The following is a 14,657-nucleotide window of genomic DNA, read 5'->3' on the forward strand; positions in this document are numbered from 1 at the left end:
TGAATGAACGGCTGATCCATGCAGTGCGGACCAAATAGGTGGAAGAAGGTGGACTATGTTCTATGCGATACTCATATTTTTTTCGTTTTTAGAATCGATTATCGGTTTTTCTTTTATGTCGGCCTCGATCATGAAATTTCGTGAACCGGTAAAAAAACGAATTATTGTAGCCCTTTCTTTTATGATCTTGAGTATGAGTGTATTTTTTTATGCGCTTGTTGCTTATGGGTCACAGGCTGTGTCGGGATTTGCTATTGTGATTATTCTGATCGCATTTTCGATTTGGTATGTGATCTGTTCGGGGGATCCTTTATTTGTTTCTCTGTTTCATTTCTTAACTTTCGTGAACATCTATATTTCGATCAGTTATATTGGTGATGATTTAGCCATGCAGCTAGAGGGCGTGCAGAAAGTCTTGCTTTATATCACCATACGCACATTGATCTATGCGGGCCTCATATTCTTGCTTTTCAAATGGGTTCGACCCCGCGTTCATCGGCTAGTTGAGATTCTTGACCAAGAATGGCGAGCGGCGACACTCGTTCCCTTCGTTTTTTTACTACTTCAAATTTTGCTTCTCTATTATCCAACACCCTACTGGAATTGGGATAGTAATAGTTGGTATAAAACAATTACAGTTGTTGTTTATGTGCTTTTTGTGGTAGTTTATTATCTGTTGTATATACAGGCCAATGCTATTGTAGAAAAATATCTCTTAGAAAAGAAGCAACTGCTGATGTCACAGCAGGAAAAACTTTGGGAATCCGAATTGGAGAGACAAAAGCTTGCTACGGAGTTAGCCTTTGAGCAACGGCATAATATGCATCATCACAACGCGGTGATCAGCGGGATGCTGCAAAGCCAACAAATAGAGGAACTGAAAAGATATATGAAAAGTTGTGACGCTGCATTGGATGTCAAGTATTCACATGATTATTGTAAAAATCCAATTGCCAATAGTATATTCAACCTCTATGCAGACCGAGCGGAGAAAGAAAACATCCGATCTGAATTTTATGTAAGTATCCCCGAGGATATCGGTATCGAAAATGTTGATCTAACATGTGTCCTTGGAAATGCCTTGGAAAATGCATTGGAAGGTTGTTTAAGGCTTGCAGTTAAAGTGGATAAAGAGATTATCGTTACGACAAAATTTATTGATCGGCGTCTACGTATTCAGGTGGAAAATACGTGTCGAACGGATATTAAGTTTAAAGAAGAACTACCTGTCACTCAAAAGCAAGGAGGGGGAACCGGTACGAAAAGTATTCTATACACGGCGGAAGAGTATGATGGCGCAGCGGGCTTTTCGGTCCGGAATGGAAGCTTTATTACACAAATTGTGATGAATGCAAGGTAGGACATCAATCAAATAAAGAGGAAGTAAGCGATCGGTTTAAACCGGCAGCTTGCTTCCTTTTTTTATGAAAGAGTCAATTACCCCAATAAGTGAGTCAATTGCCCCAAAAACAGTTATGATTTCCCTTTTATGATAAATTGAAACGTAGATAGTTGGGACAATTGTTTGTTTTTTTACAGGAATTGATAATATGGTTTTTTTATAGTCGCCCAATAAATTGTGGAAATAATTACTTGTAGAATACTGGATATGCTCATAAAAAAGAGAGGAAGTCTAAAATGAAAAAAAGAATCGTCTGTATTTTGCTTTGTCTATCAATGCTATTGAATATGATACCTTTTTCAGCTTTTGCGTTGGACAATCAGAGGGAGGAATTGTTTAATGATGTCAATCAGAATGATTGGTTTTATGATTCTATTCTGTATGCTGTTGAAAATGAGTTCTTCTCGGGCATAGGACCAGATACGTTTGCGCCGGAGGATCCAATGACGCGTGCCATGTATGTAACGGCGATTGGGCATATAGCAGGAGTCGATGACAGCTATCCAGTGCAAGAAGGATTCTTTTCGGATGTTGAGATTAATGCTGACTATGCACCCTTTGTGATGTGGGCGGCAGATCAAGAGATCAGTCAAGGGGTTGGCAATCATGTATTCGGTCCTGATGGATTGATCACTCGAGAGCAGATGGCAACTTTTACCGTTCGTTTTTTCGATGCATATGAAATTTCATACCCACAAAGCATAGATAAAGCGGCTCCCAAAGATTTTGACAAAATCGAAGACTATGCAAAGGCTGCTGTCTTGAAGCTCTGGAACTGCGGACTCTTTGTTGGAGATGGAGAAGGCTTTTTCAATCCAAAAGGCAGTGCAAGCCGCGCTGAAGGGGCAACCTTTTCGGTACGGATGAATCAGATTTTCGAAAGTGAAAGGGTACGAATGCAAGAAACGCAAGAAACCGGAGTTATGAGATCCTATGCGGAACACTTTCGCATTGAATATGTTTCCAATGGTGGCAGTGAAATAGAGCCCCAAATTCTTAAAAAGGGTTCATCTCTTGAGATGCTACCGATTCCTTATAAGGAGAATGAAATATTTTCAGGCTGGTATTATGATAAAAACTTTGAAAAACGTGTATATAGCAATGCGATCTTAACGGAGGACATTACTCTCTATGCAAAATACGGGGAAGTGGGACCTTTGACTGAGGCCGAATCTCCATCCTTTGCCAGTGCTTTGGATCAGGAGACCAATTTTTCGATTACCGTGGAATCCTTGGCGCCGATGACTACTGAGGAGGTAAAAAAATTCGTTACAATTAAAAATCTGAATAGCCCCAATCAAACGGATTTTCTTCAGGTGAGTGTAGAGGGAAACGCATTTGATCTTTCCGGTATTGGTGGATTTGAAGCGGGGGCAACCTACCGAATTACCCTTGAAAATGAAATCTTATATTTTCAAGGATTTGGACCCTCTGTCCGAAATTACAATTTTACGATTGTAAAAGATGATGTAATGAACCTGGCCCTAAGTCCGGATATGATTTATATCCCATTTGACCAGGTTGGCAGTCTCAGCCAAGAGGGAAAGCGGGTTCAAACCCTGTCGACTCCCCTAGCTTCTGTGGGTGGCACAAACAGTTCAGGGCTTTCCGATCTTACAGAAGGCACCTTTATTTATGATGAAATTCTTGAAATTGGCGACACGGTTACGATCTATGAAGGAATTCGTCCCGATCAGCGCGTATTGGATGATAGACGGGCCGGTGCAGATGGAGAGATTGCCTATGTGACCATTACAGCTACAAACGGGAATACATATACTTTTGTCAGTGCACAAGCGGAGGATGTCTTGTTTACACCGGATGTGCTTCCTTTGAATCGAGTAGAGGATACGGACGGAAATCCCATGGATCATTCACTAACGGTCAATGAAACGGCAATGGAGTTTTCAGACGATCGCTATGGACCGATGCAACTTGATTCTCAAACAAGGGTTGACCGGGGGGACTATATCGCTTTTTATGAGGGTGAATTTGGTCCGAATACCAATGTGACTGGATACGGATTGATCAGCTCGATAAGCCGTGAAAATGGCTATATAGTTATCGAGTATACGGATGCGACGATGGATGAAATTCTTGCGGCCATGGATATGTACAATACGGATTCCATGAGTGGAGATGAACTGTTGGATCAAGTTGATGTGGCGGCATTGGAAGCGGATATCGAGCAGCAGGCCATTGATAGTGGCTTTGCGGATGAAGCGGCCTTATATTTGTCTGAACTTGCTTTGAAAACGGATTCATTTACGGAGTTAAGCGAAGATTTCCAACTGACTAGTTATGAACTCATGTCGGAAGACGGGAAACTGATCAAGCCCGAGGAATTGCAACTGCTGGGTAGCGGAAACAAAGTTGAGGTGAAATTGGATAAATTGCAGGCGAATATATCTACTCACCTGCAGCATTTTGATGCCTCTGGCGTACGGCTTACCCTTGATGTGGGAGTCAAAATTAAGATCTCGGTCAATGACGATACAGAAATTGTCATTACGGTGACTGGTACCTTCGAAGAAGAAGTGCGGATCGCCATCAATGTAGATGGGGGAGCCGTTTGGAAATGGTGGGGGATTTTTCCATACATCGCGGAATATGAAGTGACGGCTAATACAGACCTGTTTAACTTCACGGGGATTGGGATCAACGCCAGCATTGTAACTAAGGAAAAGAAAGACAATGTATGGACTGATAACAAGGAACTGCAAAACATTAGCAACGAGCTAAGGAAACTTCTGGATAAAAAAGATCCACTGATCGGTGGTGGACAAGGCACCGTAGCTGACGGCTTGGCAGATAAGTACAAGGCGATGATTGACACGGAAAGCGACTGGGTCAATCTCTTTGAAAAAGATATTTTCAGTAAAGAAATTCAGATTCCACCCATCTATATTATTGTGGTTGAACTTGGCGTAAAATTCGCCGTTTCGGTAGATATGAATATCTCTTTGGGATGCGACTTCTACTATGAAAATGCAAAGCGATATTCCTATACCGTTGAGGTCTTTGGAAAGAATGTGACCAGTGATGTGGTTGACATGGTGGAAGAGCACTATGAGTTTACCTTTTATGTCATGGGTACCATGGGGCTGAAAGCCGGTATTATTGCGGAAATCAAAGTCGGACTCTTTTCCACCAAGGTTGCCAGTGTCGGATTCTCGGCGGAAGCAGGGGTTTATACCCGCGTCTGGGGATATTTCTACTATCAATTGGAATATACAGCTTCGAAGGGCCGGTCCAGTGGTTATGCTGGAGCGCTGTATTTTGAATTGGGGATCTATTTGGAGATTCAATTTGAAGCCCAGGCATTTGCTGGAACCTTCTCCTATAATCCAACGCTCTATGAAAATGAGTGGCCCTTGTGGTCGGCTGGTGAGCAGAATAATGTTCAGGACTTTGACTACGAAGAGACTGATCAGCTGCTTTTGAAAAAGCTAATCCGATCTCTCACGGTTCCGGATGATTTGTTCAGGATGTCTTACATGGATCTGAAAACAGGAGATGTGGATGATCAAGTGTTTGATGATGCGACCCATTTTACGATCGAAACAACAAATGATGCTTTTGTCTATGATCCGAAAACCAATAAGTTAATTGTAACGCCGGATGAAGGCGATCCAATTGAAGAAGGGCAGCTGATCATCACTTGGGCGGGGGCGCCATTGGCCTTTACATCAGCACCGATTAGGCGGTCCGTGGATATTTATTGGGATAATTTGAACAATGGATATACGATTATTTTTGATACAAATGGTGGCAGCGCGGTACCAATGGTTCTAGAGCGTTTCAACGCACCCATACCAGAATTGATCCAGCCCGTAAAGAAGGGGTATGACTTTGATGGCTGGTATAGAGACAATGCTTTTAAAACGGCTTATGAAATTCCTACAACCATGCCTGATGAGGATGTAGTTGTATACGCCAAGTGGATTCCGCGAGAGGATACGGTTTATAGGGTTGAACATTATCAACAAAATTTGAATAATTATCTTTATACATTGGTAGAGGCCGACACTCAAAGTCTCTATGGGACAACAGACAGTCTGGTTGAGCCTGCAACAATGACTTATGCTGGATTCCATTCTCCAGAATCGCAAAACCTAAGTATTTTGCCGGATGGCAGTGCTGTTGTTAAGTATTATTATTCTCGTGACAGTTTTACAGCAAGCTTTGATCCAGGGGAACCTGGGGGTCAAGTGACTGTCTACAAGTACAAATTTGGAAAGACTCTTGTGGCGCCGCAGTTTAATGCCAAGGGCTATGAATTTGCATCTTGGAACCAAGCAATTCCGGATACCATGCCAGCTGAGGATTTGGTTTTTGTTGCTAAATGGAATCCTGGAAAGAATTCGGCCTATCGGGTTGAGCATTATATCCAAAACACAAAAGGAAAAGGAACTACTTTAAGTGAGATTGAAGAAAAAACAGGAACCACGAATCAAACCTTGCGGATTGCCGATTTTGCAAGGGTGACTGAAGGACTGACTTTTGAAAAAACTACGCTTGATGGAAAAGTTACAGATAGGGCTTCAGTTAAGGGGGATGGTAGCCTAGTCGTTAAAGTATACTACCTCAGAAATGAGTATCAGATTACCTATCTTGTCGAGAACGGTGAGGATCGTGAAAGTAGCAATCGTTACGGTAAACTTATTGCAGAGCCGATTGCTCCTGTAAAAGACGGGTACACCTTCTCGGGGTGGAAAGCCAATGTGGAAGGAACAGAAGCATTTGTATTTGGCGAAAGGATGCCTGCTGAGGACTTGATTGTTTATGGTCGCCTGATCCCGAATCATGGGACGCGCTTTTCTGTCGAACATTATGTTCAACAGACCACAGGGTTTGATTATGATTTGGTGGGGACCGACCAGGAATCGGGCGTCACAGATGAAAGCCTTGACGTGACAAGCCTTGCAAGAGACCAAGAGGGCAAGCGTTTTGAAAAGGCATTGGTTGAAGGTAAAGTGGTGGAAAACGCCACAATTGCTGGTGACGGTTCGCTAGTCATTCAACTGTACTATGTGCGAAATGAGTATGTGATCACACATCAAATCAGCAATGGAGATGACATAGAAAAAACGTATCGTTTTGAAGAAGGCATTGCATTGCCGCTTGCACCTGTTAAGGCTGGTTATGTGTTCACTGGTTGGAAAGGTAACGAGTCCCTTACGGAGCCCTTCCAGGTCGAAAGGATGCCGAGTGAGAATCTGATGGCATATGGCAAATATGTGCCAAATAGCGACACACCTTATCGGGTTGAACATTATCAAGAGAATGTGTCGGATGGATACACCTTGGTGAAAGCCGATCAGTTTGCTGGAATTACCGATACATTAACCCAAGCTGAGGCAGATTCCTATAGAGGTTTTGCGGAGAAAGCATGGAATCAGGTCCCTATTTCAGGCGATGGAAGTACGCTTATTCGAATCGATTACGACCGCAATATCTATGCGGTGGACTTAGATCCTACCGGTGGCACCATTCATAGCGGAGATCTTGCTGAATATACCTATGGGATTGGCGCTCCATTGCCGACGGATATCAGCCGGCCGGGGTATATCTTTGATGGATGGCTTGAAGGAACGACCCAGGTTGCTTTTATTTCTGAAAGCGAAACGGGAAGTAAACAATACACGGCCGCCTGGCTAGCTGAAACGGATACAGACTACAGGGTGAAACACATCCGAGAGGATTTGAGTGGTCGCTACACGATCGAAGAAACACAGAGTCAATATGGAACAACCGATACCGAGACGGAAGCTTTTGCGAATGATTATAATGGCTTTACCCCAGGATCAGTCACCCAGAGTTTGATAAGGGGTGATGGAAAAACGGTGATCGAAATTCGCTATCAGAGAAACAAGTATCTCTTGAATTGGAATCTGATTGAAGGAACGATGCGGGGATATTATACAGAGGGAATGGTTAAATTTGGTCAGCCGATTACCCAACCGCGAGTAGAAAAAGACGGTTATACCTTCTCTGGATGGTATGCAGAAGCAAGTCTTGCAAACGGGATTGAGATTCCGGAAACTATGCCAGCGGAGGACCTGATATTATTTGGAACGATCATGGCCAACAGTGGGGTTTCCTATCGAATCGAGCATCTTCTTCAAAATGCTGATGATGACGGCTATACCTTGATTGATACAGAAAATTTGACGGGTTATACGGATGAAGCCGTGATTGCCACTGAAGAATTCTACGATGATTTCATTTATGATGCAGGTCGATCACAGGAATCGGGAACCATTGATGCCGACGGCAGCCTTGCTCTTAAGCTGTATTACAATCGAGAAAGTTTTACCGTTGACTATGCGGTGGACGGAGAGTCCTACGGCGTACAAGAGAGCTACAAACATGGTCAAACCGTTTCTTATCCAAGACCACCAGAGAAGGAAGGCTATTTCTTCGATGCATGGCAGCTGGATGGCGAAAGTTTTACGGGTAATATGCCAACAAAAAATATCGTGCTTACAGCCACCTGGTCTGCGGGAGAAAAATCATATACGGTTCGCTATTATCAAGAGCGATTGACCTATACGAATGAGATGGACCGCTGGGCCTTAATGGCTGACGAGAGTACAGTTGAAACAGGGACCTTTGATTCAATGATTGAAGTTGTTCCTGAAAATGAATTTGTCGGTTTTACGACACCAGATCTGCAAAACGTGGTTTTAAACAGTCAATTGTCTACAGTGGATTTTCACTATAGGCGCAATGGGTATGAATTGATGTGGAATCTCAATGAGGGGACTGCAAGTAATGATTACACTCCAAGTGGAATAATCAGTTTTGGCACGCCGATTGTAGCGCCCCTTCTTGTGAAAACAGGTGAGAGTTATACCTGGGACCAAACGATCATAGAAGCTATGCCGGCCGAAGACCTGGCCTATACAGCGGAGTGGTCGGCAAACGCCTATGACGTAGAGTTTAGCCAAGGTGGGTTGGATGGCATAATCGTAACTTATGGTCAAGCCTATGGGATTTTGCCTCTTCCTGAACAGACGGGATATCGCTTTGATGGTTGGTTTACATCTCTTGGGGATGACGGCCAACAAATCGAAGCAGAAAGTGTTGTGACAATTCCAGAGGATCATATCCTTTATGCTCATTGGAAAGCGAAAAGTTACACCCTTGCCTGGGAGCTTTCAGGTGGTCGTGCAGAAGGTGATTTCACATCGGGGGATGTTGACTTTGATACGCCTCTCATTGCACCGGTTCCAACAAAGACAGGTTATACTTTTGCAGGTTGGGATCTTGGGGTGGCAGAGACCATGCCGGCCGAGAATTTGATTTATACGGCAATCTGGTCAGCAAAATCCTACGTGGTTGCTTTCAATGAGCCTGGTGCAGGCAGCTTAGGCGTGACCTATGGCATGGTCTATGGTGATTTGCCAGTGGCAAGCAAAATTGGCTATCGGTTCGATGGTTGGTATACATCCAAAACGGATGAGGGCCAAAAAATCGTATCAAACAGTCTTGTTTCTATTCCGCGTGATCATATCTTGTATGCACATTGGGATGTTTTGGTCTTTAACTTGACCTGGAACTTAGCCGGTGGCACAGCCCAGGGAGATTATAGCCAGGGAGACATTGATTATGGAAGCCCGATCATTGCGCCTATGCCAAGTAAAACAGGCCATGTTTTTGCAGGCTGGGACACAGAACCAGAAGCTAGCATGCCAGTCGAGAATCTGACTTATACGGCAAGCTGGACGGCTTTAACTTATCCAGTTACTTTGAATCCAAACGGGGGCCATATTCAGAATGGAAGCATCGATGTCTATACCTATGGGCTTGGTGCCATGCTTCCCGTGGACCTTGTGAAAGAGGGACACACTTTTGCCGGCTGGTATGAGGGCGAAGATAAAATCGATCTGATTTTGCAAACGGATACGGGAAGTAAGACTTACCTTGCCAAGTGGTCTGCCAATTCTTATCCAATCACCTATTACAATATGGAGGAAGCAAGCAATCACTCGAATAATGAAAATACCTACGTGTATGAAATTGGCTTGGTCCTTGGAACACCGACAAGAAGAGGTTATGATTTTACGGGCTGGTTCCAAGACGAAGCGGGTAGCATTCCGATCTCATCCATTTCAGTAACACAAATGGGACCTGTTGACCTCTATGCGGGTTGGGTGGCGAAAATGTTCTCGGTCACCTTGAATACAGATGGAGGCACCTTGTCCGCAGGAAGTGAATTTTCTTGGTACACCTACGGGATTGTTGCGGTCTTGCCTACATCGGATGAAATCAGCAAGATGGCTTATAACTTTGCTGGCTGGTTTGATGGCAGTGGGGTCGTGAGTGAAATTTCATCAACAACAATAGGGGATCAATCTTATTCAGCGACTTGGTTGGCTGCCAACTATGATATTTCCTACGAACTCAACGGCGGAAGCAACAATGGTGGAAATCCAACTAGCTATACAATTGAATCCGCGGATATCCACCTGGGTGAGCCAGAGAAAGTCGGATATACATTTGCTGGATGGTTTGCGGACGCTGGTCTTAAAACACCGATGGGAAGTCCTGAAATACCGAGCGGTAGCACAGGGGACCATACGCTCTATGCAGGTTGGACGGCGAATTCATATGCACTTGTTTTCAATTCGAACGAAGGTGTAGGGACAATGGCTGCCCAGAGCTTTACAGTTGATGTGGAACAAGCACTAGGAGCCAATCTATTTTCCCGTCAGGGATATGATTTTGTTGGCTGGGCCACTTCTGCTAATGGCGGCAAGATCTATGACAATGAGGCATCGCTTATCAATGCAAGCCTAGTAGACGAGGGGGTCGTCAATCTGTATGCCCTATGGAGTCCCATTGCCTATAGCATTTCCTATGAACTGAACGGCGGTACAAATGGTGGAAATCCGACCAGTTATACGGTTGAAAGTCAGGGGATTGCCTTGAAAGATCCAAGCCGTGAGGGTGGCTATGTCTTTAGCGGCTGGTATGACAACCCTACATTTACAGGAGTTAAGGTAACAAACATTCAAGCTGGTACTTCGGGCAATCTTGCTCTCTATGCACAGTGGAAACATTATGGCGTATTTACGGTATCTGCTGGAAGTGGCAATACATTTACCATTACTCGCACGGGCGGTTTTGATGAGAATCAAAGGGTCTACTACCGCACGCAAAATGGCTCTGCCATCGGTGGTACCCACTTTACCCATGTAGATAACTCGCTTGTCTTTGGACAGGGAGAATCAGTTAAAACACTTACCATTTCAGAAAATGCCGTAAATACGGCTTATGCGGGGAAGGTGGCAACATCTTATTCCAATGTTGACCGGGTGTATTCTCTTGATCTTTACAAAATTGAAGGAGGCGGCGTCTTGGGGACTCAGACTCGTGCTGTGAGAAGCATGACCAAGGATGCCAACTATGCAGTTGACAGCAGGATGTTAAACGATTACAAAGAGATAGCAAGTGTTAGCCTTGGTAACTGGGAAGTTGATGAAGATGAGGGCGGTGATTGGAATACGACGAGATATGTTAGACTTGGTAGTCCAGTTCTGAACAACAAGGCATATCTTGCGAATCAACAAACCTATATCAGAAATACGGCTTCTGCCATGAAGATCAGGTTGATTAATTTTAGAAGTCGAGATAATGGTGACCACATGTACCGATTTGTCTTGTTTAATAACAGCACAGGGAATCCAAGTTTTAATCGGAATAAAGAAAAAACAGTACCCAATGTCCCGAGCGGTACAAAAGCAGCTTTGGTATTTGGCTTCGCATCCGAAGTGGACGACGAAACTACTTTTAGCGTTAATTTCCCTGCCAGTGCGGGCTATGTGTCGGCGAGCGGTACAAGCAGAAGTGTTAAAATATTTGATATCAAATGGGCAAGCGGACAGGACCGAAGTGATTATGTACTCTACGGTTTTGATGAAACCTGCGGGATATCACTTACTGCGTATTGTAGTGGAATCTGGAATCATGAGTGGATCTTTAAAAGTGGAACACTCGCAGCTCTACCCAAGGACATGAAAGAGCCGAGTCTTCTTGCGGTTGCACCCATGGCCAATACGACCTACAATGACGGGGATAAAATTGTCATTGCCTTGGTATTTGATGAGATTGTAGCGAGTGCAAGCAATGTTAGCATCCGAACCGCTTTGTCACCGGCGGCATTTACACTAGCCGGTGGACTTGGCACCAATGTTTTGTATTTTGAAGGAACCGTAAGCGGATACGGCGGAACGGCACCGACAAAGGCCAATATAATTGTTGATAACTTAGCAAATATAAAAGACTTGTGTCATTAATGTCGAATCAAAACCCTGCCTGAAGATCGGGTGGGGTTTTGGAAAGGAGGATCAGGTGAAGAAGCGATGGATGGTTTGTATTTTGCTTTATCTGTTGTTTTGCCAGCCGGTCTATGCAGATGGATCGGAGTTACGAATCGCCGTGATTGATACTGGGATTTGTGTTGAGGCAATAAAGCCAGCAAATCTGATGGCTGGCGCAAATTATTTGAGTCCTTTGGCAGGCACCAATGATCTAATTGGCCATGGAACGGCGGTGGCGGGTATTATTCTGGGCGCGGAAAGGGTTTATATTAAAGGCATTGCCCCTAAAGCAAAGCTTGTTCCTCTTGTGATCGCAACAAAAACGACAGATGGCGACAAGCTTATTGGCGATAGTGAGGTTTTGGCGCAGGCGATTTGTGATGCTATCGACATTTACGACTGTCAGATTATCAACATTAGCGCAGGCACGATGTCGACGGGTGAACAACTTCAATCGGCGGTGGAATATGCGGAGGAAAATGGTGTGATCTTAATCTCGTCGGTGGGGAATGATAATCAATATTACCCGGCAAATATGTATTATCCTGCGGCCTATGAAACGGTAGTGGGTGTTTCTGCTTTAAAAAGAAATGGAGAAGTTGCCCGCTTTTCCCAGCGGAATGATTCTGTTTTCATTTGTGCCCCTGGGGATCGACTTAAGCTTGCATCCGCCACAGAGGGAAAAACGACATTTGGATCGGGCACTTCCTATGCGACAGCTTATGTGTCGGGTGCAGTGGCTTTGCTGCTTTCTGAAGATGTAGAACTTACACCAGAAGAAATTCGAAAGATTCTTTGTGAATCAGCAATGGATTTAAATGAAGCAGGATATGACACGACCAGCGGATGGGGTGCGCTAAATGTTGATGCTGCCTTGCTCAGATTGTCAGAGTTGAATGGTTCGATTTCCCAGCAAATAGGGGTTCAATGATGTTTTGAAAGGCGATTCTCAATCAACAAACATGTCTTTATGAGGATGTGTAGAGGGAGGACATATTCAGCTTCCATATAAAGGTTTGTACTGAATGACAAAAGGTGGTATGCTAACAAAGTATGCTCTACGTAAACATACAAATAAATTCGTCAATTGTAGCTCTACAATGGTGACGATTAATGATGAAAGAGCTTATTTTTATAGGCTCTTTTTGTTTGATAAAGAGAGGGAAGATTATGATAAAAGTTGATAACTTGTCCTACTCATTTCCGCAAAAAGATCTGTACAATCAGATTTCTTTTGCGTTGGAAAAGGGTCAACATTGCGCGTTTATTGGTACAAGCGGCAGCGGAAAAAGTACGTTGATCGATATGATTATGGATTCGGAAAAATATTTATTCGATGGCAAGCTAGAGATTGAACCCACTTGTAGAATTGGATATGTCAGTCAGTTTTCCCAGCAAGACAAGACCGAAGACATGACGGTATTTGAATATATCGGGAAAAACTACATTGAAATCCAAAATGAAATCACAGCGATTTGTACAGAGATGGAAACGGCTTCGGATCTTGATCCCCTCTTGGAAAAATATCAAGAGGCCTTAGATGCATTTGATGCGATTGGCGGGGACGACTTTGAAAGCAAGATCAATAAAAAGTTGAATCTTGCAAACTTAGGCAAGCATAAAGATCTGTTGATATCAGAAATCAGCGGAGGCGAATTTAAACTGGTTCAAGTGATACGTGAAATGATGATGAGTCCGGACCTGATGATTATGGATGAGCCGGATGTGTTTTTGGACTTTGGGAATCTGATTGCCCTTAAAGATTTGATTAATTCTCATAAAGAAATTCTGCTGATTGTTACCCATAATAGGTTTCTGTTGAATCATTGCTTTAACAAAATCATACACCTTGAAAATAAGGAGCTCCAAGAGTTTGATGGAGGATTTGTGGATTATAATTTTTCCTTGCTTCAAGCCAAAATTGAGTTGCAGGAACTTTCACTTGCCGATGATGAAGAAATTGAGCGCAATGATCGTTTAATCGACAAGTTGCGATTCCGAGCCACTATTTTTGACGATGTATCTAATGGAAAAGCCTTAAATGCGAGGGTGAAGGTTCAAGAACGATTGGAAGCGCGAAGAATTAAAGCGCCATTTGTAGAGATGAAGCAGCCGAAGATTAGCTTGCCTGATCAAGTTAATCCTTCCGATATGCTTGCAGTAAAGGTAGATGATTACAGCCTTGCCTTTGACGACTTGCTTTTGGAGAATGTTAATTTTGAGATGAAGGCGACGGATAAGGTTGCTCTGATTGGCCCAAATGGAACTGGAAAGACAACACTATTGAGAGAGATCTATCAAAATAAATCCCATGCGATCAAGATAGCTGAGGATGTTCAAGTCGCTTATTTGTCTCAACTTCAAGGAGAGGTCTTAAATGAGTCCAATACAATCATGGAAGAGTTCTTCGAAGTAGGATTTAATAGCTATGATGAAATTCGATCTTTTGTTTCAGATTATGGTTTCGAGGGAGAAGGGGTTGATCAGAAAATTGCTTCTTTATCCGGAGGAGAAAAAAATATCCTTCAATTGGCCAAGGTTTCTGCGAGTGAAGCCAATCTCCTGCTTCTCGACGAACCAACCAGCCATCTGGATACCTATTCACAACTGGCCTTGGAAAAAGCCATGGAGAACTATAAGGGTGCGATCTTGATGATTTCCCATGATTACTATTCCATTATGAATTGTATGGATTATGTCTTGCTCATTGAGGGCAAAACCATTCGAAAAATGACCATGCGGAAATTCAGAAAGATGATTTATAAAAATCATTTTGATAAAGATGATTTGGCCTTGGAACAAAAGAAAAAAGCTCTTGAAACAGAAATTGCATTGGCTTTGAAAGCAACCGATTTTGAGCAGGCAAAAGTTTTATCGGAAGAATTGGAAGTATTGATTAAAAGTATGTAGACAATGGATACAAAAGA

Annotated in this window: 4 protein-coding genes; all 4 read left to right on the forward strand. The window is 43.4% G+C overall.

Annotated features, from left to right (window positions below):
• The first annotated feature begins 55 nt into the window (after positions 1-55).
• The 4 genes from AC25CA_RS04220 to AC25CA_RS04235 all read left to right on the forward strand — a co-directional run bounded on the left by AC25CA_RS04220 (position 56) and on the right by AC25CA_RS04235 (position 14,640).
• Positions 56-1,360 carry an ATP-binding protein gene (locus AC25CA_RS04220; RefSeq protein WP_486815798.1) on the forward strand — a complete coding sequence of 435 codons (1,305 nt, stop codon included), beginning with the start codon at positions 56-58 and terminating at the stop codon, positions 1,358-1,360.
• 278 nt (positions 1,361-1,638) lie between these two features.
• Complete coding sequence (locus AC25CA_RS04225; RefSeq protein WP_486815799.1) at positions 1,639-11,706, forward strand: InlB B-repeat-containing protein; 10,068 nt, start codon at positions 1,639-1,641, stop codon at positions 11,704-11,706.
• A gap of 55 nt (positions 11,707-11,761) precedes the next feature.
• Positions 11,762-12,661, forward strand: a complete 900-nt coding sequence (locus AC25CA_RS04230) for a S8 family peptidase (RefSeq protein ID WP_486815800.1) — start codon at positions 11,762-11,764, stop codon at positions 12,659-12,661.
• Between the two features lie 239 nt (positions 12,662-12,900).
• A complete protein-coding gene (locus AC25CA_RS04235) occupies positions 12,901-14,640 on the forward strand; it encodes an ABC-F family ATP-binding cassette domain-containing protein (RefSeq protein WP_486815801.1) in 1,740 nt (579 codons plus the stop codon).
• Positions 14,641-14,657: the final 17 nt, after the last annotated feature.

The organism is Gottschalkiaceae bacterium SANA (genome assembly GCA_036323355.1).
Taxonomy (GTDB): domain Bacteria; phylum Bacillota; class Clostridia; order Tissierellales; family GPF-1; genus GPF-1.